23 protein-coding genes are annotated in these 22,609 nt (G+C 61.4%); 11 read left to right on the top strand and 12 right to left on the bottom strand.

Annotated elements, in window-relative coordinates; translation table 11 throughout:
• Nucleotides 1-79 precede the first annotated feature (79 nt).
• The 7 genes from AAAX34_RS04490 (at nt 80) to AAAX34_RS04460 (ending at nt 7,116) form a co-directional block, all read left to right on the top strand.
• Nucleotides 80-1,018, top strand: coding sequence for a phosphate ABC transporter substrate-binding protein (locus tag AAAX34_RS04490; protein ID WP_349110147.1), 939 nt, complete (start codon nt 80-82; stop codon nt 1,016-1,018).
• Nucleotides 1,019-1,042: 24 nt separating this feature from the next.
• Complete coding sequence (pstC, locus tag AAAX34_RS04485) at nt 1,043-1,951, top strand: phosphate ABC transporter permease subunit PstC (RefSeq protein ID WP_006235426.1); 909 nt, start codon at nt 1,043-1,045, stop codon at nt 1,949-1,951.
• Nucleotides 1,944-2,870: a phosphate ABC transporter permease PstA gene (gene pstA, locus AAAX34_RS04480; protein WP_195239468.1), complete on the top strand. Its 927-nt coding sequence runs from the start codon at nt 1,944-1,946 to the stop codon at nt 2,868-2,870. The genes pstC and pstA overlap by 8 nt, the downstream gene beginning before the upstream one ends.
• On the top strand, nt 2,867-3,739 hold the full coding sequence (gene pstB, locus AAAX34_RS04475; RefSeq protein ID WP_195239469.1) for a phosphate ABC transporter ATP-binding protein PstB: 873 nt from the start codon (nt 2,867-2,869) through the stop codon (nt 3,737-3,739). The genes pstA and pstB overlap by 4 nt, the downstream gene beginning before the upstream one ends.
• Nucleotides 3,740-3,902: 163 nt before the next feature.
• Entirely contained in the window at nt 3,903-5,762 is a 1,860-nt protein-coding gene (locus AAAX34_RS04470) for an ABC-F family ATP-binding cassette domain-containing protein (protein WP_195239470.1), read from the top strand.
• 6 nt (nt 5,763-5,768) lie between these two features.
• Nucleotides 5,769-6,539, top strand: coding sequence for a Cof-type HAD-IIB family hydrolase (locus AAAX34_RS04465; RefSeq protein ID WP_349110144.1), 771 nt, complete (start codon nt 5,769-5,771; stop codon nt 6,537-6,539).
• Nucleotides 6,540-6,726: 187 nt separating this feature from the next.
• Nucleotides 6,727-7,116: a metal-dependent transcriptional regulator gene (locus tag AAAX34_RS04460; RefSeq protein WP_349110143.1), complete on the top strand. Its 390-nt coding sequence runs from the start codon at nt 6,727-6,729 to the stop codon at nt 7,114-7,116.
• Between the two features lie 279 nt (nt 7,117-7,395).
• Here the strand turns inward: AAAX34_RS04460 and AAAX34_RS04455 are convergent, their stop codons facing one another.
• From AAAX34_RS04455 to AAAX34_RS04435, 5 genes are all read right to left on the bottom strand, one after another.
• The gene (locus tag AAAX34_RS04455; RefSeq protein ID WP_349110142.1) at nt 7,396-9,348 is read right to left on the bottom strand and encodes a heavy metal translocating P-type ATPase; all 1,953 of its coding nucleotides are present in this window, start codon (nt 9,346-9,348) and stop codon (nt 7,396-7,398) included.
• Between the two features lie 100 nt (nt 9,349-9,448).
• Nucleotides 9,449-9,667: a heavy metal-associated domain-containing protein gene (locus tag AAAX34_RS04450; RefSeq protein ID WP_349110140.1), complete on the bottom strand. Its 219-nt coding sequence runs from the start codon at nt 9,665-9,667 to the stop codon at nt 9,449-9,451.
• Nucleotides 9,668-9,730: 63 nt separating this feature from the next.
• Nucleotides 9,731-10,096 (bottom strand): metalloregulator ArsR/SmtB family transcription factor, encoded by a 366-nt coding sequence (locus tag AAAX34_RS04445; protein WP_055285819.1) that lies wholly within the window; start codon nt 10,094-10,096, stop codon nt 9,731-9,733.
• 389 nt (nt 10,097-10,485) lie between these two features.
• Entirely contained in the window at nt 10,486-11,607 is a 1,122-nt protein-coding gene (locus AAAX34_RS04440; RefSeq protein WP_349110138.1) for a hypothetical protein, read from the bottom strand.
• A gap of 638 nt (nt 11,608-12,245) precedes the next feature.
• Nucleotides 12,246-13,214, bottom strand: a complete 969-nt coding sequence (locus tag AAAX34_RS04435) for a hypothetical protein (RefSeq protein ID WP_006235437.1) — start codon at nt 13,212-13,214, stop codon at nt 12,246-12,248.
• Nucleotides 13,215-13,386: 172 nt separating this feature from the next.
• On the opposite strand from AAAX34_RS04435, the gene AAAX34_RS04430 reads away from it, so the two are divergent.
• Nucleotides 13,387-14,487 carry a putative manganese transporter gene (locus AAAX34_RS04430; RefSeq protein WP_349110136.1) on the top strand — a complete coding sequence of 367 codons (1,101 nt, stop codon included), beginning with the start codon at nt 13,387-13,389 and terminating at the stop codon, nt 14,485-14,487.
• A 165-nt stretch (nt 14,488-14,652) separates the two neighbouring features.
• Here AAAX34_RS04430 and AAAX34_RS04425 read toward each other — a convergent pair whose 3' ends face one another.
• The 3 genes from AAAX34_RS04425 to AAAX34_RS04415 are packed head-to-tail and all read right to left on the bottom strand — an operon-like array spanning nt 14,653 to nt 15,737.
• Nucleotides 14,653-15,135, bottom strand: a complete 483-nt coding sequence (locus AAAX34_RS04425) for a DUF188 domain-containing protein (RefSeq protein ID WP_349110134.1) — start codon at nt 15,133-15,135, stop codon at nt 14,653-14,655.
• On the bottom strand, nt 15,136-15,555 hold the full coding sequence (locus tag AAAX34_RS04420; protein ID WP_349110132.1) for a DUF308 domain-containing protein: 420 nt from the start codon (nt 15,553-15,555) through the stop codon (nt 15,136-15,138). It lies immediately after the preceding gene.
• Nucleotides 15,556-15,563: 8 nt separating this feature from the next.
• The gene (locus AAAX34_RS04415) at nt 15,564-15,737 is read right to left on the bottom strand and encodes a hypothetical protein (RefSeq protein WP_349110130.1); all 174 of its coding nucleotides are present in this window, start codon (nt 15,735-15,737) and stop codon (nt 15,564-15,566) included.
• 264 nt (nt 15,738-16,001) lie between these two features.
• Between AAAX34_RS04415 and AAAX34_RS04410 the strand changes: the two genes are divergently transcribed.
• From AAAX34_RS04410 to AAAX34_RS04400, 3 genes are all read left to right on the top strand, one after another.
• The gene (locus tag AAAX34_RS04410) at nt 16,002-16,673 is read left to right on the top strand and encodes a nitroreductase family protein (RefSeq protein ID WP_349110128.1); all 672 of its coding nucleotides are present in this window, start codon (nt 16,002-16,004) and stop codon (nt 16,671-16,673) included.
• An 82-nt stretch (nt 16,674-16,755) separates the two neighbouring features.
• Nucleotides 16,756-17,298, top strand: a complete 543-nt coding sequence (locus tag AAAX34_RS04405; RefSeq protein ID WP_349110127.1) for a histidine phosphatase family protein — start codon at nt 16,756-16,758, stop codon at nt 17,296-17,298.
• 17 nt (nt 17,299-17,315) lie between these two features.
• Nucleotides 17,316-17,951 carry a histidine phosphatase family protein gene (locus tag AAAX34_RS04400; RefSeq protein WP_195192211.1) on the top strand — a complete coding sequence of 212 codons (636 nt, stop codon included), beginning with the start codon at nt 17,316-17,318 and terminating at the stop codon, nt 17,949-17,951.
• A gap of 128 nt (nt 17,952-18,079) precedes the next feature.
• Here the strand turns inward: AAAX34_RS04400 and AAAX34_RS04395 are convergent, their stop codons facing one another.
• From AAAX34_RS04395 to serC, 4 genes are all read right to left on the bottom strand, one after another.
• Nucleotides 18,080-18,769 carry a DUF1015 family protein gene (locus tag AAAX34_RS04395; RefSeq protein WP_349110125.1) on the bottom strand — a complete coding sequence of 230 codons (690 nt, stop codon included), beginning with the start codon at nt 18,767-18,769 and terminating at the stop codon, nt 18,080-18,082.
• Between the two features lie 39 nt (nt 18,770-18,808).
• The gene (locus AAAX34_RS04390) at nt 18,809-20,029 is read right to left on the bottom strand and encodes a M20 family metallopeptidase (protein WP_349110123.1); all 1,221 of its coding nucleotides are present in this window, start codon (nt 20,027-20,029) and stop codon (nt 18,809-18,811) included.
• A 177-nt stretch (nt 20,030-20,206) separates the two neighbouring features.
• Nucleotides 20,207-21,370, bottom strand: a complete 1,164-nt coding sequence (locus AAAX34_RS04385; RefSeq protein WP_118259326.1) for a phosphoglycerate dehydrogenase — start codon at nt 21,368-21,370, stop codon at nt 20,207-20,209.
• Nucleotides 21,371-21,439: 69 nt separating this feature from the next.
• Complete coding sequence (serC, locus tag AAAX34_RS04380) at nt 21,440-22,564, bottom strand: 3-phosphoserine/phosphohydroxythreonine transaminase (RefSeq protein WP_349110121.1); 1,125 nt, start codon at nt 22,562-22,564, stop codon at nt 21,440-21,442.
• Nucleotides 22,565-22,609: the final 45 nt, after the last annotated feature.

Below are 22,609 nucleotides of genomic sequence, written 5' to 3'. Positions count from 1 at the left end.
GTCGCCCGATCGGGGCCGTATCTTTCCAAACAGCAAAGCGGGCGGGGTGCCCGCGAGTCGCATGTATGAAAGGAAGATCATGCTCGATCAGGCTTATTCTCGTCGTCAGTTCCTCGGCCTCGCTGGTGGTCTTGCCAGCATCGTCGGTCTCGGTCTCGTTGGTTGCGGCGGCTCCGGCGCATCCGACGCCGCCGACAAGGGTAGCGCCGCTGCTGCCGAGTCCGTCTCCGGCGAGGTGACCTACGACGGCGCCTCCTCGTTCCAGGCTCTCGTCGAGGCCGCTGCCGAGAAGTTCATGGATGCCAACCCGGACGTCTCCGTCTCCGGCTCGGGTAACGGTTCGGGCAAGGGCCTGACCGCTGTTGCCGCCGGCACCGTCACCATCGGCAACTCCGACGTCTTCGCCGAGACCAAGCTTGAGGCCGATCAAGTCAAGAACCTCGTCGACCATGAGGTCGCCGTCGTGGGCATGGGCCCCGTCGTCTCCAAGAACGTCAAGGTCGACGACCTGTCCCTCGAGCAGCTCAAGGGTATCTTCTCCGGTCAGATTACCAACTGGAAGGAGGTCGGCGGCGACGACGCCACCATCGTCGTCCTCAACCGCAAGGCCGGCTCCGGCACCCGCGCCACCTTCGAGGCCGCCGTCTTTGGCGATGAGGCCGTCGACTTTAAGGGCGACGCCGAGCTCGACAAGTCCGGCGACGTCCAGACTCAGATGGGCAGCACCGATAACGCCATCTCCTACCTCGACTTCTCGCACTTTGACGATTCCAAGTTCAACGCCATCAAGGTCGAGGGCGTCGAGCCCAAGAGCAAGAATGTCACTGATGACTCCTTCAAGATCTGGGCTACCGAGCACATGTACTGCTCCAAGGACGCCGACGAGGCCACCAAGGCCTTCCTGGAGTTCATGCTTTCCGACGACGTCCAGGGCAAGCTCGTCGAGGAGCAGGGCTTCATCCCCGTCTCTGCCATGAAGGTCGTCAAGGACGCCAGCGGCAAGGTCTCTGCTAAATAAGTAATCGCCCCGGAAAGGTTTGCAATGGCAAAACAGCTGCCAAAGCGCGACCTTGAGAACGTGGGCCTGGGCGTCACGGGCGCGTGCGTAGCGCTCGTGACGCTTGTCGTTGCCGCGCTCATCTTTATGGTCGCCCAAAAGGGCCTCTCGGCTTTTGTCAAGGACGGCGTCTCGGTCGTCGAGTTTTTCACCGGCACCAAGTGGGACCTGGCCAACACAGCCGAAAACGGCCTGCCCTATACCGGCGCCCTGCCCCTGATCGTCACCTCGTTTGCGGTCATGGTGCTCTCCACGCTTATCGCGCTGCCCATCGCCATCGGCTCTGCCATCTTTGCGGTCGAGATTAGCCCTAAGTTTGGCTCTAAGATCTTTCAGCCGCTCATTGAGCTTTTGACCGGCATCCCCTCGGTCGTCTTTGGCCTGATCGGTTTTCACGTGGTCGTCGGTCTTATGAAGAGCGTTTTCCACGTGAGCACGGGCCTGGGCATCTTGCCCGGCGCCATCGTGCTGGCGGTCATGATTCTGCCGACGATGACCACGCTTTCGGTCGATGGCCTGCGCGCCGTGCCCGACGGCTACCGCCAGGGCTCGCTCGCGCTGGGCTACACCCGCTGGCAGACCATCTGGCACGTGGTGCTCAAGTCCGCCATGCCGTCGCTCATGACCGCGGTTATCTTGGGCATGACCCGCGCCTTTGGCGAGACGCTCGCCGTGCGCATGGTCATCGGCGGCATCGAGGCCATGCCGACGTCGCTGCTGTCGCCGGCTTCGACCATCACCACCACGCTCACCACGTCCATGGCAGTCTATGCCGAGGGCTCGGCCCAAGACGATGTTCTGTGGGCGCTCGGCCTGCTGCTGATGGGCATGAGTCTCATCTTCATCCTGATCATCCACCTTATCGGCCGCAAGGGGGCGAAGGCTCGTGGCTAGCACGCGTATCCACATCGACGAGGCGAGGCTCGGGCGTGTCCAAAAGCAGGACCGCTTCGCCACGGGCGTGTTGACGGCGATCGTCGCCATCGTCATGCTCATCGTCGTCTCCATGGTGGCCTATATCCTGTTCGAGGGCATCTCGACGCTGTTCCAGCCGGGCTTTCTCACGGAGCCGTCGCGCGCCAACGGAACGCAGGGCGGCGTGCTCTACCAGCTGTTCGACTCGTTCTACCTGCTGCTGATCACCCTGATCATCTCGGTGCCCATCAGCCTGGGTGGCGCGGTCTTTTTGGTTGAGTACGCACCCGACGGACCCGTCCGCGACATTGCCTCCACCGCCATCGAGACGCTGTCCTCGCTGCCTTCCATCGTTGTCGGCATGTTCGGTTTTCTGGTGTTCTCGGTGCAGCTGGGCTGGAAGTACTCCATCATCTCCGGCGCCGTCGCGCTCACCATGTTCAACATCCCCATCCTGGTGCGCGTGATCCAGCAGGCACTCGAGGACGTGCCGCAGGCCCAGCGCGATGCGTGCCTGGCCATGGGCCTCACTCGCTGGGAGGCCACGCTGCACATCCTGATCCCCGAGGCCATGCCTGCCATCGTGACGGGCATCGTGCTTTCGGCCGGTCGCGTGTTTGGCGAGGCCGCAGCACTGCTTTTTACCTCGGGTATGAGCTCGCCGGTTCGCCTGAACTTCTTGAGCTTTAACCTGTCGAGCCCCACCTGCGCTTGGAACGTGTTCCGTCCCGGCGAGTCGCTCGCCGTGCACATCTACAAGATCTATGGCGAGGGCAGCCCCGAGGCCCAGCAGATTGTTTGGGGCACCGCGGCGCTGCTGATGATTTGCGTGCTGCTGTTTAACGTAGTCGCCCGTATCGTGGGCAAGCAACTGGCAAGAAGGATGACGGCCGAATGAGCGAGATGAATGCAACGCCCGCAACCGAAGCGGCATCGTCCGAGACCCAGGACTTCCTGTCGAGCGTGGGGGAGAGCGAGAAGCGCGTGCGCGTGAGCGGCAAGGCCGTGAGCGACGAGGTCGTGCTCTCCACCAAGGACGTCAACGTGTACTATGGCGACCACCATGCACTGCACAATACGTCGCTCGACTTCCACAAGGGCGAGATCACGGCGCTCATTGGGCCTTCGGGCTGCGGTAAGTCGACCTTCTTGCGTAGCCTCAACCTCATGAATCGCGAGATTCGCGGCTGCCGCGTGGAGGGCGAGATCAACTATCGCGGGCGCAACGTGAACACCAAGACCGAAAACACCTACGAGCTGCGCCGTTCCATTGGCATGGTGTTCCAGCAGCCCAACCCGTTCCGCAAGTCCATTCGCGACAACATCACGTTTGCGCCTAAGCGCCACGGCATCACCGACCGCGACGAGCTCGACCGCATGGTCGAGGAGAGCCTGCGCGGCGCGGCGCTGTGGGACGAGGTCAAGGACAAGCTCGACAAGAGCGCCCATGCGCTTTCGGGCGGTCAGCAGCAGCGCCTGTGCATCGCGCGCACGCTGGCGCTCAACCCCGACGTGATCTTGTTCGACGAGCCCTGCTCGGCGCTCGACCCCATCTCGACGCTGGCGATCGAGGACCTCATGTCGTCGATCGTTGCCGACCGCGCCATCGTCATCGTGACGCACAACATGGAGCAGGCGTCGCGTGTGTCCAACCGCACGGCGTTCTTCTACATGGGCGATATGGTCGAGTACGACGAGACTGACGAGATTTTCCAACGGCCCAAGGACAAGCGGCTGAATGATTACCTCACCGGCATGTTCTCCTAGTCCGGGACATGCTTGAGGCCCGCGGTGGCCACGGTCGCCACGGGACTGATTGGAGAGGCGGGTCATCTCTTGTGGGAGATGGCCCGCCTTTTTGTGTCGTGTGCGGCCCGCCTTTTCGCTGCTATCATGGACAACGTTGAATTTCTACGAAGGAGCAGGGCATATGGCGATTCTTTTGGGATGCGATTCCGTCAGCCTAGAGTTTCCCACCAAGCATATTTTCGATAGCGTGACGCTCGGCGTGGGCGAGGGTGACCGCATTGGTATCGTCGGTAAAAACGGCGACGGCAAGTCGACGCTGCTGAGCGTGCTCGCCGGCACGCTGGAGCCCGATGACGGACGCGTGACGCACCGCCGCGGCACGACGATTGGATTGCTCGGCCAAAAGGATAACCTGGTCGATACCGACACCGTGCATCATGCCGTCGTCGGTGACACGCCTGAATACGAGTGGGCCTCGAGCCCGCGTACGCGCCAGATTCTGGCCGGCCTTATTAGCGATGTGCCCTGGGAGGGCACGGTGGGCGAGCTTTCGGGTGGCCAGCGCCGTCGCGTGGACCTCGCGCGCCTGCTGATCGGCGACTATGACGTGCTCATGCTCGACGAACCCACCAACCACCTGGACATGCGCACCATCAACTGGCTCGCGCGTCACTTAAAGGCCCGCTGGCAGCGCGGCCAGGGCGCGATGCTCGTGGTCACGCACGACCGCTGGTTCTTGGACGAGGTCTGCACCAGTATGTGGGAGGTCCACGACGGCCAGGTCGATCCCTTCGAGGGCGGTTACTCCGCATATATCCTGCAGCGCGTGGAGCGCGACCGCATGGCCGCGGTTACCGAGGAGCGCCGTCGCAACATGGCGCGCAAGGAGCTCGCGTGGCTGAGCCGCGGCGCCCAGGCGCGTTCCACCAAGCCCAAGTTTCGTGTTGATGCCGCTCGCGAGCTGATCGCCGACGTGCCGCCCGTGCGTGACGAGCTGGAGCTCAAGCGCCTCGCCGTGAGCCGCCTGGGCAAGCAGGTTATCGACGTGGTCGACGTGGACGCCGGCTATGCGGATGCCGGCGGCGCGCCCAAGCAGGTGCTCTCCGATGTGACCTGGCTCATTGGTGCGGGCGACCGCTATGGTCTTTTGGGTGAGAATGGCGCTGGCAAGTCGACGCTGCTTGACGTGATCCAGGGCAAGATTGAACCCACGCGCGGCCGCGTGAAGATTGGCCAGACAGTGCGCTTTGGCGTGCTGTCGCAGCAGCTCGAGGAGCTCAAGCCCTACATGGACGACACGATCCGCGAGGTGCTCGGCAACTATAAGAAGTACTACGTCATCGACGGCAAGGAGACTTCGCCCGAGAAGCTCTGCGAGCGTCTGGGCTTTACGACGCAGCAGCTCTGGAGCCGCATCGGCGATCTTTCGGGCGGTCAGCGCCGTCGCCTGTCGCTGTTGCTGACGATTCTGGACGAGCCCAACGTGCTCATCCTGGACGAGCCGGGCAACGACCTGGATACCGACATGCTCGCGATTGTCGAGGACCTGCTGGACGGCTGGCCCGGCACGCTGATCCTGGTGACGCACGACCGCTTTTTGATGGAGCGCGTGACCGACCAGCAGTGGGCGCTGCTCGACGGCCACCTGACGCATATGCCCGGTGGCGTGGACCAGTACCTGCGCCTGTGCAACGCTACCGCCGAGGGCGAGCCCGTGGGCGCGCCGAGCGCCAAGACCGGCACGTTCGACACCGGTGCCGCGGCAACTGCGGCCGAAAAGCCCAAGTCGAGCGGTCAGCCCAACGGCCTGTCCAACGCCGAGCGCCAGAAGCTCCGCCGCGAGGTGAGTTCGCTCGAGCGCAAGATGGAGACGCAGCGCACCCGCGTTGAGGAGGCCGAGGCCGCGATGGCCCAAGTCGATCCCACCAACTACACGGCGCTCGGCGAGCAGCAGGCAAAGATCGACGAGGCTCACGCTGCCATGGACGAGCTGGAGATGGCGTGGCTCGAGGCGAGCGAAAAGCTCGAGGGCGAGGAGTAGGCGAGAATGATCAAAGCCGCGTTTTTCGATATCGACGGCACGCTGCTGAGCTTTAAGACCCACCGGATTCCGGCGTCGGCGCAGCAGGCGCTCGACAGCTTTCACGAGCAGGGGATCGCGTGCGTGATCGCCACGGGCCGTCCGACCTACCAGATGCCGGACTGGCTGTTCGACCTGGGCTGGGATGCGTACATTACGCTTTCGGGCCAGCACTGCTTTGATGCCGAGGGGGTTTACCGCAGCTGCCCGATCGATTCGGACGACGTCGCGGTGATTGTGGACCAGGTGGCGCAGGGGCGCTACGACTCGCTGTGCATGCAGGGCGAGAACTCGTTTGTGAACCGCCTGTCCGAGCGCGTGGTGACGGCTGGCAGCAACGCGGGAATCGTCTACCACGAGGAGCCGTTTGAGCACGCCTTTGACGCACCGGTCTACCAGTTCTGCGCCTTTGTTGATCCGGCCGACGAGCATATCGTGACTGATGCGGTGTCGCATTCGCTCACCACGCGTTGGTGCGACCTGTTCTGCGACATTATTCCCGCCAACGGCGGCAAGGATCTGGGCGTGGCGGCGACGCTGGAGCGCCTGGGCATCGACGCGAGCGAGGCGATCGCCTTTGGCGACGGCGAAAACGACCTGTCGATGTTCTCGGCCGTGGGCACAAGTGTGGCCATGGGCAACGCACAGGACACGGTGAAAGCTGCGGCGACCTATGTGACGACTGCCGTGGACGACGACGGCATCTACAACGCCGCGAAGCACTTTGGATTGATGTAACTGCGGGCCGGCACCTGGCACCTGGGGACACTCCTTGCGGGGCGTCCCCATTTTGTTTTCGTCCCGCACGTTTTGTGAAACACGGCTAACTTTTAGGCAAAGTAGTAAGACATGGGCAACTTCTGCGGTAAAGTTAGTCGTGGAAAGTATCCAAAGGCTAACTAGCAATCATCGCGAAAGGCGGCCCATGGCCCTACGTGAATCCGGAGAAGACTATCTCGAATCGATCTACGTTCTGTCGGAACGTCAGGGCATCGTGCGCTCGATCGACGTTGCGGAGTACCTCGGCGTAACCAAGGCGAGCGTTTCCAAGGCCATGGCGACGCTGGAAAGCAACGGCTATGTCGAAATGGGCAAGCGCGACGTTCATCTGACAGAACGCGGTATTGAGGTTGCCCGTCAAATGTGGGAGCGCCATTGCTTTTTTGTGGGGTTGCTAGAGGACGCAGGCGTAACGCCCGAGGTTGCCTCGCAAGAGGGCTGCCACATGGAGCACTGCCTGAGCGAGGAAAGCTTCGAGAAGCTACGGGCGATGTTGGGCCGGGAAGATGTAGCGGGTCCAACAACAGAAGCCTAACTGTCCCACAGTAGCGCGGAGTTCACGCAAAGCGCGAACCAGCGACTGGGACCAGCGGTCCTTTCGGCCAAGTCCATTTCAGCAAAGGAACCCTGCCAGCAAGCGATGCTCAAGAACCGCCTGCGATGTTACCGCAGGCCGGGACCGGGCTTGGTCTTGAAAACATTCCACAGCGCGAGGCCCGCCTTTCCGTTGCTCCGCAAGAGCAGGAAAGGCGGGCCTCATGCGTGAGGACGTTTTCAAAACCAAGCCCGGTCCCGGCCGGACAGTTCACGAACGCTACAGGTTCTTGACACCCATCGCGCGCATGGCGTTCAGGATGGCGATGATCGCCACGCCTACGTCGCCGAACACGGCAAGCCACATGTTGGCGATGCCCAGTGCCGCAAGCACCAGAATCAGCAACTTAATGCCCAGCGCAAAGATGATGTTCTGCCAAACAATCGACATGGTCTTGCGCGCCACGCGGATCGCGCGGGAGATGTTGGACGGCTTGTCATCCATGAGCACGACGTCCGCCGCCTCAATTGCGGCGTCCGAGCCCATGGCGCCCATGGCGATGCCAACGTCTGCGCGGGTGAGCACGGGTGCGTCGTTGATACCGTCGCCGACAAAGGCGAGCTTGCCCTTGCCGCTTTCGGCCGCGAGCAACGCCTCAACACGCTCGACCTTATCGCCCGGCAGCAGCTGCGCGTGGAACTCGTCGAGACTGAGTTGCTTGGCCACAGACGCCGCAACCTCCTCGCGGTCGCCCGTGAGCATGACGGTGCGCTTGACGCCGGCGGCGTGCAGGTCGCTGATCGTCTGCTCGGCATCGGCCTTGACGGTGTCGGCAATTACAATGTGGCCGGCATAGATGCCATCGACCAGCACGTGAAGGATCGTACCGACGACCTCGCAATCGGGCGCTTCGACTCCGGTCGCGGCGAGCATTTTTGCGTTGCCAACGACGACGTGCTTGCCGTCGATGGTTGCCGTCACGCCATGGCCCGCGTCGTTGGTGGAGTCGCTTACGCGCTTGGGGTCGACCTCGCCATGGTAGGCGGCGCGCACGGACTGCGCGATGGGGTGATCGGAGAACGACTCCGCAAGGGCTGCGACCTCGAGCAACGACTGCTCGGTATAGCCAGACTCGGGGTGCACCGCGACCACCGAGAACGTGCCGTTGGTGAGGGTGCCCGTCTTGTCAAAGACGACGGTGTCCACGTCGGCGAGCGTCTCGAGGTAGTTAGAACCCTTGATGAGAACGCCCAGCTTGGAGGCGCCGCCGATGCCGCCAAAGAAACTGAGCGGCACGCTGATCACCAACGCGCACGGGCAGCTGACGACCAGGAAGGTCAGACCGCGCAGGATCCAGTCGGACCAGGCGCCGGTGACCAAGCCGCCGCCGAGCGCGAGTACCGCGGCAGCGCCGGTGACGGCGGGCGTGTAGATGCGGGCAAAGCGCGTGATGAAGTTCTCGGTGCGTGCCTTCTTTTCGCTGGCATTCTCCACGAGCTCCAGGACGCGCGCGACGGTGGACTCGCCAAAGGGTTTGGTGGTGCGCACGTGGATGAGACCCGTCATGTTGATGCAGCCGCTGATGATGTCGTCGCCGGACTTGGCGGGGCGGGGAACTGACTCGCCCGTGAGTGCGGCGGTGTCGAGCTGGGTTTCGCCCTCGACGATGACGCCGTCGATAGGCACGCGCTCGCCGGGCTTGACCACGATCACGGTGCCGACGGCGATGTCATCGGGGAAGACCTGCTCGAGCGTGCCGTCGGGTTGCTCGACGTTGGCGTAGTCGGGCGCGATGTCCATCATGGCGCTGATTGACTTGCGGCTTTTGCCCACGGCATATGTCTGGAACAGCTCGCCGACCTGGTAGAACAGCATGACGGCGGCGCCTTCGGCCATGTGCGGATCGGTGTCGGGGAAGAGCACCATGGCAAACGCGCCGATGGTCGCGACGGCCATGAGGAAGCTCTCGTCGAACGCCTTGCCGCGGCGGATGTTGTTGTATGCCTTTTGGAGCACGTCGTAGCCGGCAATCAAAAACGGCACGAGGAACAGTGCGAAGCTGGCGTAGATGTCGCCCGGGGTGCCGAATGCGGCAGTGAGGGTGCCGAGCTCATCGAGGGCGTACACCACGGCAAAAATGCCCAGCGCTACCAGGATGCGGTTGCGCTTATGCTCGAGTGACTCTTTTTTCTTGCGCTTCTTCTTTTTCTTCTTGGGGTCGGCGGTGGCCATGACTCGTATCCTCCCATTTGAATGTATGAACACTCGCTCATATAATTTCGCGAGCAAAAGCCGCGGCAAGCGCGGCCTTGCAGGTTGGCGTAAGCTTGGGCTAGAGAATGATCTCGCAGTCCGGCTCGGCGTCGGCCGTAAACTCTACAACGCGGTTGAGCACCTCGTCGAACTCGGCGTCATCGGCCTCGATCGTCAACTTCTGGGTCATAAAGTTGACGGACACGGATTTGACGCCCTCGAGCTTGGCCAGCTCGTCCTGAAGCTCGCGCGCACAGTTGGCGCAGTCGATCTCGTCGAGCTTAAACTGCTTTTTCATGGTGGGTTCCTTTCTCTGTATTTGCGGCTTGGGTGCAGCCCGCGCTGGTACCGTGGTTGGTTGCTATTCGCAGATATGACTCATGCCCTGGTTGAGCATGGTGTAGACGTGATCGTCGGCAAGCGAGTAGAGGATGTTGCGGCCGTCGCGGCGGAACTTGACCAGGTGCGACTGCTTAAGTGTGCGCAGCTGGTGCGATACTGCCGACTGCGAGGTTTCGGTCGCTTCGGCGATGTCTGCCACGCAGAGCTCGCGGCCCATGAGGGCATAGAGGATCTTGATGCGCGTGGTGTCGCTGAAGACCTTGAACAGGTCGGCGAGGTCGTAGAGAAGCTCCTCGTCGGGAAGGTCCTCGGGCGAGCAGGTGGTGGGGATCGCGGGTTCGGTGGCCTCGATGTCGGGTTTCGTTTCATCAACGCGGATGCTCATTGCAATATCCTTTCATATGAACATGCGCTCATATAACTTGCTTCCGATTATATGAGTGTATGTTCATATGTCAATACAATTTGCGTTAATTTCGATGACTGCTTGCCGCCTCTGCGATTTTCTGTGGGTTGGGAGACATCGACGCAATGCTCGCCAACATATTTCGAGATGTTCGGCTAGCATGCTAAGAAAGCCACCTTGAGAAGCATTAGAACTGTTCATATTTGTACTTTATCGTGTCAAATACCGCGAGAATCAGTTCTTCCTCTACGGGAGTTCCTGCAGAATCAGTTTTATCTAAAGTTATATTGAGCATTGCTGCAGCCAATCTGGCACATCGGTGGCCGAATAAGTCGAAAAATGTAGGTGGACATCCGCAGAGATCGCCTTTAGAAGAGCGAATTCTCAATTAGATCAATAATCGTGTCGTCTTCCGTGCGGTTTTCATCGATTTTTGCGAACGTGTCGCATTCCCAAGCCCCATTGATTTCCTCAGCAAGGGCCCCGACGTGTTGCATGTCGTCGGGTTCGGGCACATCGTTGATGCTCGGGTCATCAGCTTGCGGATATTGGCTTGCAATTTCGCGCTTGGCGGCCTCTTCTTCTTTGAGTGTCTCCAGGACGCGGCGACCGTATTCGAAGTAGCGCCGCAAGACAAATTGACGAAGAGTTTCTTGCAGGATGGCGAAGTTATCCGGGAGTCGACCGGGCCATATCTTCTCGCGAATGCGAATCGCTTCCATGACCCGTTTAAAAGCGGACTGTTTGAAAAACGAATGACGATTAACTGTGATAACGGCATATCCCATGTTTCGCAGCGTGTTTCGGCGCTCCTCGTCAATTGATTGCTGCTCGGGTTCGTCGTGGTAAAAGCCGTTGTATTCGATATCGGTCATCGAATTTTCGAGCAGCGCGTCGAGGTAGAAAACCGTCCGTCGCGTTAGGGCGGCGTATCTTTTGGGGACTGGGATCGGATAATCCGTTTTGATAGCGCGTATGGCTAAGCCACCCATTGACTTGGGCATTGTCAGCATCATGACAAACGCCGTTTCGAGTGGGGAGCGACAGCCTTCGTGTACATAAGAAAGTGCCTTAAGTGCTTTATTAGATCCACGATACCCCGGTGCCTCTGAAAAGAAGGCTCTGAGCTCTTCAACGCTGGTTAGGGCTGGGCGCTCGCGATATTGAGTTTCGTCGGACGTTCCAAGCGCGTAGGAGCCGCAGATTTCAAAGTAATACTCAACGAGCTCCGAAAGGTTGAGGTCGGCTGTTGCTTCTAACGCGCACAGCTTGATATCGACGATGTAGACGTTCGGCTCGAGTTCTAGGTAGCTTTCTGCATCAAACGTATAGTGCGTGCAGTGGCAGATGCAGCCCTTGCGGTGCCTTTTGGCATTATTGGAAAACGTCAGCACATGGATACGTTCAGAATCGACATTCTTTCTGTTGAGCCATGCTCGTGCCGCTTCCAGGTCGGACGTGGTCGGCGCAGACACCCTGATCTTTTCCATAGGTATGGGACCGGTCGCGTAGCTTGCGAGCGAGTTGGCTGTTTGGTATACAGCGCGTGCCGTGGTATGTGACAGAATGATTCCCATACGCGCATGATGGCATAGCGGACGCCGCATACGCCCGAAACTTCGGGCAACGGTATTGGGGCGCGGCTTATCTTCTGCGAACGGTGGGTTTTTGAGCTGTCGTATTGAGGGAGCAGCTTTGGCTGGGGAGGTTTCTGCCGGCTGCCCCTTTTTGATGAACTTTAGTTGCGGATTCGTAGCTTCTAAGCGTTTTTGCCGACCGCTCAGATGCCTCACCAACATAATTTGAGTTATTCGGCCTTATCCTATACAAATAGGTGCGATCGCAACGTCCTATTCGAATTGATTCAGGTAGATTTATGGGGCTTGGTTGCGAAATTAAGGCGATTTTAGCTTCGATTGCGGTTCAAGGGGCCTTGACTAGTGGTTCAGCTGGCCGAACAACTCGAAAAATGTAGGTGGGCCAACCTGCCGACTATGTGAAGCACGCGTATTTGCTCGTTTTGATGAAAACTAGGGTGCAGCCATAAGGCTGCGCCCTAGTTTACTGCGTGTCGGTGTGCCCAGACGGATTGCGCTGTGCCTGGCAGGCGCTCCCGCAGATGGATCGGTTATTTCGCGAATAGGTTCTTGAGGTTGAACTCGGCCTGAACCGTGCGGAGCATGAGGTCGGTGTCGTCCAGGCCCAGGTGCTGCTCGTTGGCGTCGGCGGCGAGGGTTCCACGGCGGCGCGCCCAGTTCTCGAGCGCGGCGGGGGCGGATTCGCGGGGGAGCGAGCGGACGTCGGCATCCAGGCTGCGGCAGATCTGGCGCGAGTCGATGACGATGATCTTGCCGGCACGGCGTGCCTCGGCGTAACCGTCCAGGTGGATCTTGAACCAGCTGTCCTCAAAGGCGGCGTTGTGCGCCATGTACGGGTACTTCTTCATGAGCTTGAGCAGCTGCTTCTGCAGCTCCTTGTTCTCGCGGAACGGCTTCTTGCCGTCGATGTCGTCCCAGGTGATGTGGTGGATATTCGACAACGGCACATCCTCGCCGCGGTAGATATCGGGCAGGCCGCAGTAGTGTGCCTCGGCGTCGTGCGGGACGGCGTCGCTGGTGAGCTCCATGATCTCCCAGCCGACGTTGATGATGTAGCCGCGCTCGGGTGCACGGCCGGTGGTCTCGATGTCGATACCGAGCACGGTGCCCTGGATGGGCTTGCGGGCGTAGGCCACGCCGAGCGCGTCGCGGTCGCCGCGGATTTCGCGCATAACGGACGCGGCGGTGCGCTTTTGCATCTTGCCGATGGCGGCGCAGGTGTCGGCATCGGACAGGCCGCGCGAAAGCGTCGCGGGCGTCACGTTGCGCAGGCGTGCCTCGCCAATCTGGTCGCACAGGTCGCGGTTGCGGTCAGCCAGGTCGCGCACGGTGGCAAAGTCGAAGCTGGGGTCGCCCTCGGCGGTAAAGTACTCGGTTTCGAGCACCTTAAGGGCCTCTTCGCCCTTCTGGCGCTCGGACTCCATGGCGCCGTGATCGCCATAGATAAACATGGGAATAAACGGCTGGCGCTCGTATTCGAGTGCTTGTGAAACGTTCATATAACTGCTCCTTGGACGGGCCGTGTCGCGCGGCTCGGTGGCATTGAGTTATGGCGAGATGATAGTTTACCATGGGCAACTATTGGCACCACGCCTAGGACAACTACAATACCCTAGTTGACCGCTAGGACTTTTACAATGCTGCCGAAAGACACGAAAGGTTCCATCCGTCATGGATTTGCTGATTGATATTCTGCTCGACGCCGGCAAGGACACGCTCTCGCTGGTGCCGTTTTTGTTGGTGACGTATCTGGCCCTCGAGACCTTGGAGCACGTCGCGGGCGACCGCGTTAACGGGGCCATCAAGCGCGCCGGTGCCGCGGGCCCCGTGGTTGGCTCGTTGCTGGGCATGGTGCCGCAGTGCGGCTTTTCGGCAATGGCGGCCACGCTGTATGCCGGTCGTGTCGTGACCTTGGGCACGTTGGTGGCGGTGTTCCTTTCGACCTCCGATGAGATGCTGCCGCTGTTGCTCGCCGAGCAGGTGCCCGTGCAGACCATGGCGATGCTTTTGGCTTCGAAGGCACTGATCGCGCTGGTCACGGGCTTTATCGTGGACGCGGCTATCCGCGGCCTTCGTCGTAATGCCCGCGCGCATGCGGCGATTCGCCGTACCGTGCTGGGGACCGCTGCCAATCCGGCTCATGTGAACTGCGCGCACGACGACCATACCGGGGGCGACATCATTGATGAAGTGGCCGAGGCGGGCGTGAGCGCCGACCACATCCACGAGTTGTGCGAGCGCGACCATTGCGGTTGCGATGATGATGAAGATGAACACGAGCGCGACCACGGACACAGCCATGACCACGGTCACGCAGGCGAGCATGAGCACCACCACGGCCATGGGCACGACCACGGTCACTCCCACGAAGGTGCGCCCGTCCTGTCGATTATCCGCAGCGCGATCTCGCACACCGTGCAGGTTTCGGTTTTTATTATCCTGGTGACGCTGATTCTAGTTGCCGTGCTCGAGACCTTCGGAGAGTCCGCGATCGAGCAGTTCCTGCGTGGCAACGAGACGCTCGCCGTCTTGGGCTCGGCACTCGTCGGCTTGATCCCCAACTGCTCGGCCAGCGTGGTCATTACGCAGCTGTACCTGGAGGGCGCGCTACAGCTGGCGCCGATGCTCGCCGGCACGCTCATTTCCGCCGGCGTGGGCTACCTGGTCCTGTTTCGCACCAACCGCAGCGCTCGTGAAAACGCCGTGTTCCTGGTCATGATGTACGTCATCGGCGCCGGCTGGGGCCTTATCCTATCCGCCTTTGGCCTCTAAGTAGGCCTAAAAAATGGGCTTCAAATAGCCATGCTCGGCGCCTGCGCAATGCGGCGACGCATGGCATTTTGAAGCCCGTTTTTTGTTGAGCCATGGATTCCGAGCGCTCACACCGCTCAAAACAAAAAGGTAGATTTCCGGGCATGTCCCGAAAATCTACCTTGGTTAGCGCAGCAGCTCGGTGAGGTTGCGCTTAAAGCGGGCCCGGTCTTCGCTGGTAAATGCCGCCGGACCGCGAGTGCGACCGCCGGCGCGGCGCACCTTCTTTTCCTCGTGGCGAATAAACAGTTGCATGTCGATGGTCGCCTTATCGTAGACGCGCCCGCGCACGCCGATGACGGCGGCATCGCGCCCGAGCACCATGCTCGCCAAGCCAATGTCCTGCGTCACGACTACGTCGCCCGCCTGCAGGCGTTCGACAATGGCAAAGTCGGCGCTGTCGGCGCCCACGCTCACATCGAGCGTCGTGACCCAAAATCCGCGTCGCGCATGCTCGACGTCGCGCGGATCGTTGCGGCGAATGTGGCGTTCCAGGTTCTGTGTGCTGTTGCCGGCGATAACGACGGCAACGCCCGCCCGCCGCGCGCAGTCAATCGACTCGCGCGTGACCGGGCAGGCGTCTGCATCAATAAAGAGCGTTCGCGGCATCTAGTGCACCAGTTTGCCAAATTGAATAGCGCGAACAATCAGCGTTACGCCAAACACCAGCAGTGCGGCGCCGCTAAAGATGACGAGCATCTTGGCCGACCACAGCGGATAGATAAACACGAACATGCCGGCGATGATGGAGAGCGCGCCGCTCAGGATGGCGAGGGCACGGTTGGACGAAAGCTCGGACTCCAGAATGGACATGACACCTTCGACGATCCAGCCAAAGCCGGCCACGATAACCACCATCGTGGTGAGCGTCGCGGTCGAGAAGGCCTGGTTGCGCAGGATTATGACGCCGCCCAAGATAATGAGTAGGTTGGAGATGGTGCTCGTCACGCGCCAGCCGGTGGGCAGCAGTGGCTCGAAAACAGCGGTAAACAGCCTGATCGCGGCCGTGATCACAAAGTAGAAGCCCAAGACGGTCGTTAGGAAGACGAGGACTTGGCAGGCGCAAACAGCAGTGCGATGCCGGCGACGAGCGCCAAGACGCCCGTGATGGCGTAAATCCAGCGCACGGCCTTGACGGCCTTGCCTGCCATGCTTTTCTCGTCAAATCCAAACTGGCTCGATTTTTGGTCATCATTCTTAAAGATGCCCATAATGTCTCCTTTCCGTGCGGTGCACGTCGCGTTCATTGCTCTCCGTGCGGCGTACGCCAAAAGTGCTGCAACAAGTATCGCCCAAGGGCGCCGATGCATGGGGCGGGAAGGACGAATTGCCGCCCCACATTCCCGAATTGTTACTTTTGTTCCCGCTCCAGTGAGGATTAATCAACAATTGTAGAACATTACGCCGCTGTATGTAATTGCCTAGGTTTTAGGTTAGATTCTCCTAAGAACAATTGCCCGAAATTGGGGGTCCCTATGAACGAAACAGTTCCCGCGTCGCCGTCGAGCGCGGAGTCGATGGCAAAGCAGGGTTGCGAAAAGCTCGGCTTGGAAGCGTTTGATGCGCTGGTCCGTCGTGCCCGTACGTGCCGCCGTTTTGACGAGTCCATGCGCGTGCCGTGCGAGTTTTTGCTCGAGCTGGCGGAACTGGCGCACCTGGCTCCCTGCGGCGCCAATGCTCAGCGTCTGCGTTTTCATGTGGTAAGCGGTGCAGAGGACTGCGCTCGCGTGTTTGACGAGCTTGCATGGGCCGGCGCGCTTAAGGACTGGCCGGGTCCTGCCGAGGGTGAGCGCCCGACCGGCTACATCGCGATTCTTGCCGAGCGCGCCGTTCCGGGCAAGCCCGCCGCTCCCATTACCGATGTCGACACGGGCATTGCCGCGCAGACGATGATGCTCGCCGCCCGCAGCGCCACGCCCGAGGTGTCAGCCTGCATGTTCAAGGCCTTTACGCCCCACGCGATCGATGCCATGGGGCTCGATAGCGACAAGTATGAGCTCAAGCTGATCATGGCGTTTGGCGTTCCGGCCGAGACGCAGGTGATCGATGCGATCGATTCCAACCCCGACGGCTCAATTAATTACTGGCGCGACGAGGCGCAGGTGCACCACGTACCCAAGCGCCCGCTTGCCGACGTACTGGTGTAGCTGAGCGTCACCGCGGCGTGATCAGACGGTGAACCGCCACAAAGGTGCCTGTCCCCTTTGCGGTGGCGCGAGAGGAGGGCGTGTGGCAGATTTGTATTTGGTGCGGCATGGGCAGACTGAGCTCAATGTGCAGAATATTTTGCAAGGTGGGCATGATTCGCCACTTACGGCGCGCGGGCGCGAGCAGGCGCTGGCGACGCGCGCGGCGTTTGAGGCGCGTGGCGTGACCTTTGACCGTGTGTATTCCTCCCCGTTGGGCCGGGCGCGGCGTACGGCTGAGCTAATTGCTGGTGAGGGCCGCTCGATAGAGCTGGTCGATGATCTACGCGAGTGGCATTTGGGCTCGCTGGAGGGTACATCAAATCGCGATATGCCGCCGCAGCCCTGGGGTGATTATCCGGTCGCGTTTGGCGGCGAGTCGGAAGTGCAGCTCCAGTTGCGTATGGTCGCGGTGCTGTCGCGCATCATGGCCAGGCCGCAGCACGACTGCGTGCTGGCGGTTTCCCACGGCTCAGCCTGCCAGGAGTTTCTTGAGTATGTGACTGGCAGGGGAGAGCTACCCGACAACGGAGCCGTGCTTCATTTTGGCTATTGCGACGGGGCGTTTTCGCTCCTTGATTGGTAACGAACGAAAGGACCCCTATGAATAAAGACCTGTATCTGGTTCGTCATGGGCAGACAATATTCAACCTTAAGCGCATCATTCAGGGTTGGAGTGACTCGCCGCTCACGCAGTTGGGTTGCGACCAGGCGGCGCGCGCCGGCATGTTTTTACGTGCGCGCGGCATTGAGCCCGATCATGCCTACACCTCTACGCTTCATCGCACCGAGCAGACTATCGCCAACTTGTGGCCGGGCTTGGCGTACGAGCGCCTGGACGGCCTGCGTGAGTGGTTCTTTGGCGACTTTGAAGCCGAGCGCGTGATGCTTATGCCCGAGCGCCCGTGGCGTGATTTCTATCGTCAATTTGGCGGCGAGGGCCAGATCCAGGTGCGCGAGCGCATGGTGGCGACGTTGACCGAGCTTATGCAGCGTCCGGACCATACGTGCGTGCTCGCGGTAAGCCATGGCTCGGCTATCAAGGAGTTTTTGGACCACGTGAGGGGTGCGGCGGCTGACGAGCGCGATCGCGTGCCGGGCAACTGCTCGGTGCTGCATTTCGTGTTTGACGACGAGGCCGGTACGTTTGAACTGGTTGAGATTTTCACGCAGGAAGACTACGCGCGCGAGCTGGGGCTTGAACCGCTCGTGGCTACTGCGGGTCCGCAGCGCGGATAACGCGAGCGCGGCGGCACGGGTCGCCGGCTAATTTCTCGACGCAAAAGGGGCGGAGATGCATGTACCTGCTGCATCTCCGCCCCCTGTTTGTTGAGCTGCCGATTTTTGTGCCGGGCGGTCTGGTCTTGCTAGAACCGCGCGACCTGGTGCGTGAGCAGACCTGTCGGAACCTGCGGCGCGGCGCCGCTGACCTGCGCGGCGGGGAAGAGCACGGCAACGGTAAAGTTGAACGGCTCCTTGCCGGTGTACGTTCCGGCGACACGGGCCTCATCGGCCAGCAGCTGCGACGCCCCGGTTAGAGCGGCGGCGTAGGCGGGGTCGTCGGCCAGTGCCGGCTCCGGTGCTTGGTCGAGCATGGCGCGGATGGCCCCGACGGCCTCCTCGCGCTTGACCTCCCACGCGCGGTGCGTAATGCCCGCGGGGTCGGTGACGGCGTAGAGCGACGCGCCCTCTTTGGCAGCGCCCAGGATGATGTCCATGACGGGCGACGCCTCGTAGGAGAGCGACACGGGGCGCGGCTGCACCTTAAGTTCGGCGATCGCGCGCGCGGCGGTGAGTGCGTCGACGCTCTTGGCGGCGGCCTCGTCGCTACCCGTCAGCACGTTAACCGGGCAGATCGCCACGACACCTGTTACGCGCCCCGGCTCCCCCGAACATTCGTACACGTAGTATGCCGCACCCGGATCTTTGAGCATGAGCCCATCGGCAATCGCGCCGCGCAGGGCTTCGTCGTCACTCAGAATGCCGCCCATTGCAGGCAGCGCCTCGAGCACGCGGTCCTGAGCCGGGCGGATGCAGGGAAACGGAAGTGCTTTCATGGGCGGTCCTAACGCACGAGTCGGTTTGTTCGCGGCTTATTATGCCCCAACTTGGCCGCTCGCGTCCCAGAGCACGTTATCGGCGAGCGCGATTAGCACCTGCTGACAACGAACGATATCGGCGTGGGGCACATATTCGTTGGGCTTGTGCGCGAGCGCGAGCGACCCGGGACCGTAGCTCATGCAATTGCGGTTACCTGTCTTGCCGGCAATGACGGCGGTGTCGGTGTAGCCGGTAAAGAAGCCGACGGTCGTGTCCGCGTCCGTCACGTCATCGGCGGCACGCTTGAGCGCTGCTAGAAGGGGAGAGTTCGGGTCGCGCTCGATGGCGGGGCGGTCGCCCGTCACGGTGTAGCTGCCATGGCAACCGGGAACGGCGGCTTCGGCGACGGCGATGGCCTGCTCTACCATGCGCGTCGCGGCGGCCGTATCGGTCGGCGGGGTCAGACGCATGTCGACCCAGACTTTGGCGCGGTCGGGCACGACATAGGGGCGATATCCGCCCTCGATTTGGCCAAACGTGATGGTCGAAGACCCCAGCTCATCGTGCGCGGGCAGCGCCACAAACGCGCGACGGAGCGAACACACGACCTCGGCCATGGCGGCGACGGCATCCGCGCCCTTCCACGGCTGGCTCGCATGCGCCGTCACGCCAGCCATTTCAATCTCGAACCACGTACGCCCCTTGTGCGCCACCTGGATCTGTCCGTCGGTGGGCTCGGTGTCCAGCACCCATTCGCGCGAACCGACCCAGCCGGCATCGATGGCTGCCTCGGAGCCTCGCATAAAGTCTTCCTCGTCGACCGAGCAGATGAGCGAAAAGCCGCGGCGGGGCAGCGCGCCATCCGCCGCCACGCGCTCGAGCGTATGGACCAGTGCGGCAATGGCACAGGCCAGGCCACCCTTCATATCGCAGGCACCGCGGCCGTAGAGCTTGCCGTCGCGCACGACCGCCCCGAGCGGCGTAATGTCCGCGTCCCAGCCGTCGCCCAGCGTAACGGTATCCATATGGCAGATATAGACGAGCCGTGGCTCGTCGCTTTGGCCCGGCACGGTGACCATAAGGTTGCGGCGCCCGGGCAGCACCTCGAGTTCCTCAATCTGCACGGCATCGAGTACCGGATGGCTCAGCTGCGCTAACCGTTCCTCAACCAACACTTTGATATAGCGTTCAATCTCGCCCTCATACGCACCTGGGTCGGAACTGTCGATCCGCACGAGCCCTTGCGTAAGCCGCCAAGCAAAATCTGTATCAACCATAGGCACCTCACAGATAGTTAGGTCAACATACAGATTGTATGCCAAGAAGCGGCTCGGTGCATTTAATGGAGCGCTCACAAAAACGGGGGCGCCTCTCGTGCGAAAGGCGCCCCCGTGGGCATTCAATGTCAGTGACGGGCAGGCCACATGGGGAACTGCCCGTCAGATCAGCCGGCGCTACTTGATCACGCGCACGCGATACATCGACGGAATCTGCTTGAGCGCCTCGATGGTGCTGCTGTCCAGGTGCTCGTCGGTGTCGAACATGGTGTAGGCGTTCTCGCCAGCGGACTCGTTGGTCATACGCTGCACGTTGGCGTTGTCCTTGGCGAGAATGGCCGTAATCTGGCCGATCATGTTGGGCACGTTGGCGTGCAGGCAGGCGATGCGGCTTGCGGCGCGCGCCTTGCCCATGCTGCAGGCGGGGTAGTTGACGCTATGTGCGATGTTGCCGTTCTCCAGGTAATCCTTGAGCTCGCTGATGGCCATATCGGCGCAGTTGGCCTCGGCCTCGCCAGTGCCGGCGCCCGAGTGCGTGGTGATAAACGTGTTGGGCATCTTGACGGTCTTGGGCGTGGCAAAGTCGCAGCTAAACCAGCTGAGTTTGCCCGCGCGCAGGGCGGCGTCGACGGCGTCCTCGTCAATGATGGTCTCGCGTGCGTAGTTGATGAGCACGGCGTCGGGTGCCAGCAGGTTGATCTGCTCGGTACTGATCATGCCGATGGTGTCGGCCTTGCTGGGCACGTGCACGGTGAGGTAGTCACAGCCACGGCAGAGGTCCTCGAGCGTGCCCACGCGCTGCACCTCGCGGCTCAGCACCCACGCGTGCTCGACGGAAATGAACGGGTCGTAGCCGTAAACGTCCATGCCCAGGTCGACGCAGGCGTTGGCGACCTTGGAGCCCACGTTGCCCAGGCCGATGACGCCGATGCGCTTGCCCTTGAGCTCGCGGCCCACAAAGGCCTTCTTGGCCTTCTCGGCATCGACCTGAATCTCGGGGTCGTCGGCGTTGTCGCGCACCCAGTTCATCGATTGCACCACGCCGCGGCTCGAGAGCACCAGCATGCCTAGGACGAGCTCCTTGACGGCGTTGCTGTTGGCACCGGGGGAGTTAAAGACGACGACGCCCTTCTTGGCGTATTCCTCGACGGGGATGTTGTTGACGCCGGCACCGCAGCGGGCGATGGCGCGGATGCCCTCGGGCAGCTCGTAGCCGTGCAGGTCGGTCGAGCGCATCAGGATCGCGTCGGCCTCTTCGGCGGTGCTCACAAATTCGTAGCCCTCGCCAAACTCGACTTTGCCGTCCTTGGTAATGTCATCGATGGTTTTAATCTTGCGCATGGAAAACTCCTTAGCAGGTTTGTCTAAAACAAGTGGTTTGAAGTGGCTGGTCGGCCCGTGTGTTGCGGGCTAGTTAGATCGCGGACTCAAACTATGCTGCGCTTCGAAGTCCTTCATGTACGTGGCCAGCGCCTGTACGTCCTCCATGGTGACTGCGTTGTACACGCTGGCGCGCATGCCGCCGACGAGGCGATGGCCCTTGACGTTTTGGATCTGGTGCTCTGCCGCGCCCGCAACAAAGGCGGCGTCGAGGTCGGCGTCGCCGGTGCGGAACGTGACGTTGGCGATGGAGCGACTGTCTGTCTGCGCGGTGCCGTGGAATAGTTTGCTGTTCTCGAGCAAGTCGTAGAGCAGGTTGGCCTTGGCCCAGTTGCGCTCGACCATGGCGGCAAGTCCGCCGGTCTGCTCCACCCAACGGAACACCTTGCCGCACACGTAGATGCCAAAGGTGTTGGGCGTGTTGAGCATGGAGCCCTTGGCGGCCTGGGTCTTAAGGTCCAGGTACTGCGGCGTCTGCGCAAAGGCCGGGCCGTCAGCGATCAGGCCGTCGCGCACGATAACCACGGTGACGCCCGCGGCGCCGGCGTTTTTCTGCGCGCCGGCGTAGATGAGTCCGTAGCGCTCGACGTCGAGCGGCTGCGACAAAAAGCAGCTCGAGACATCGGCGACCAGCGGTACGTCGCCGCAGTTGGGCAGCTCGTGGTACATGGTGCCAAAGATGGTGTTGTTCTGGCAGATGTAGACGTAGTCGAGCCCGTCGCCCGCGGCCTCGGCGGCAATGCGCGCGTTGACGTCGGCCATGGTGGGTATGCGGTCGAAATTGGTGTCCTCGGAGCTCGCGAGCAGCACGGCCTCGCCGTACTTGGCGGCCTCCTTGTACGCCTTGTTGGCAAAGTTACCGGTCACGACGTAGCCGGCGCGGCCGCGGCGCATGAGGTTCATGGGGATGCCCGCAAACTGCAGCGTGGCGCCACCCTGCAAAAACAGGACGCGGTAGTTGTCGGGGATGCTCAGCAGGCGGCGCAGGGTTGCCTCGGCGTCGTCGATGATCTGCTGGTACATGCTAGATCGATGGCTCATCTCGAGCACGGACATGCCGCAACCGCGGTAGTCCATCATCTCGTCGGCGATCTCGGCGAGCACGCTTGTAGGCAGCGCGGCCGGGCCAGCTGAGAAGTTGTGCACACGTGCCATCTTCTAGTCTCCCTCGTAGTCGTTTGAACGTTCGGGATACTTTAG

This window comes from Collinsella sp. CLA-ER-H4, assembly GCF_040092395.1.
GTDB lineage: Bacteria > Actinomycetota > Coriobacteriia > Coriobacteriales > Coriobacteriaceae > Collinsella.
The sequence above is the reverse complement of the archived record's forward strand: the minus strand, read 5'-3'. Positions and strand labels throughout refer to the sequence as shown.

Excerpts from the sequence above, each read along its gene's own strand:
- AAAX34_RS04490 (WP_349110147.1), top strand. The coding sequence starts at position 80 with ATGCTCGATCAGGCTTATTCTCGTCGTCAGTTCCTCGGCCTCGCTGGT.
- pstC (WP_006235426.1), top strand. The coding sequence starts at position 1,043 with ATGGCAAAACAGCTGCCAAAGCGCGACCTTGAGAACGTGGGCCTGGGC.
- pstB (WP_195239469.1), top strand. The coding sequence starts at position 2,867 with ATGAGCGAGATGAATGCAACGCCCGCAACCGAAGCGGCATCGTCCGAG.
- AAAX34_RS04470 (WP_195239470.1), top strand. The coding sequence starts at position 3,903 with ATGGCGATTCTTTTGGGATGCGATTCCGTCAGCCTAGAGTTTCCCACC.
- AAAX34_RS04465 (WP_349110144.1), top strand. The coding sequence starts at position 5,769 with ATGATCAAAGCCGCGTTTTTCGATATCGACGGCACGCTGCTGAGCTTT.
- AAAX34_RS04460 (WP_349110143.1), top strand. The coding sequence starts at position 6,727 with ATGGCCCTACGTGAATCCGGAGAAGACTATCTCGAATCGATCTACGTT.
- AAAX34_RS04455 (WP_349110142.1), bottom strand. The coding sequence starts at position 9,348 with ATGGCCACCGCCGACCCCAAGAAGAAAAAGAAGAAGCGCAAGAAAAAA.
- AAAX34_RS04450 (WP_349110140.1), bottom strand. The coding sequence starts at position 9,667 with ATGAAAAAGCAGTTTAAGCTCGACGAGATCGACTGCGCCAACTGTGCG.
- AAAX34_RS04445 (WP_055285819.1), bottom strand. The coding sequence starts at position 10,096 with ATGAGCATCCGCGTTGATGAAACGAAACCCGACATCGAGGCCACCGAA.
- AAAX34_RS04440 (WP_349110138.1), bottom strand. The coding sequence starts at position 11,607 with ATGGAAAAGATCAGGGTGTCTGCGCCGACCACGTCCGACCTGGAAGCG.
- AAAX34_RS04435 (WP_006235437.1), bottom strand. The coding sequence starts at position 13,214 with ATGAACGTTTCACAAGCACTCGAATACGAGCGCCAGCCGTTTATTCCC.
- AAAX34_RS04430 (WP_349110136.1), top strand. The coding sequence starts at position 13,387 with ATGGATTTGCTGATTGATATTCTGCTCGACGCCGGCAAGGACACGCTC.
- AAAX34_RS04425 (WP_349110134.1), bottom strand. The coding sequence starts at position 15,135 with ATGCCGCGAACGCTCTTTATTGATGCAGACGCCTGCCCGGTCACGCGC.
- AAAX34_RS04415 (WP_349110130.1), bottom strand. The coding sequence starts at position 15,737 with ATGGGCATCTTTAAGAATGATGACCAAAAATCGAGCCAGTTTGGATTT.
- AAAX34_RS04410 (WP_349110128.1), top strand. The coding sequence starts at position 16,002 with ATGAACGAAACAGTTCCCGCGTCGCCGTCGAGCGCGGAGTCGATGGCA.
- AAAX34_RS04400 (WP_195192211.1), top strand. The coding sequence starts at position 17,316 with ATGAATAAAGACCTGTATCTGGTTCGTCATGGGCAGACAATATTCAAC.
- AAAX34_RS04395 (WP_349110125.1), bottom strand. The coding sequence starts at position 18,769 with ATGAAAGCACTTCCGTTTCCCTGCATCCGCCCGGCTCAGGACCGCGTG.
- AAAX34_RS04390 (WP_349110123.1), bottom strand. The coding sequence starts at position 20,029 with ATGGTTGATACAGATTTTGCTTGGCGGCTTACGCAAGGGCTCGTGCGG.
- AAAX34_RS04385 (WP_118259326.1), bottom strand. The coding sequence starts at position 21,370 with ATGCGCAAGATTAAAACCATCGATGACATTACCAAGGACGGCAAAGTC.
- serC (WP_349110121.1), bottom strand. The coding sequence starts at position 22,564 with ATGGCACGTGTGCACAACTTCTCAGCTGGCCCGGCCGCGCTGCCTACA.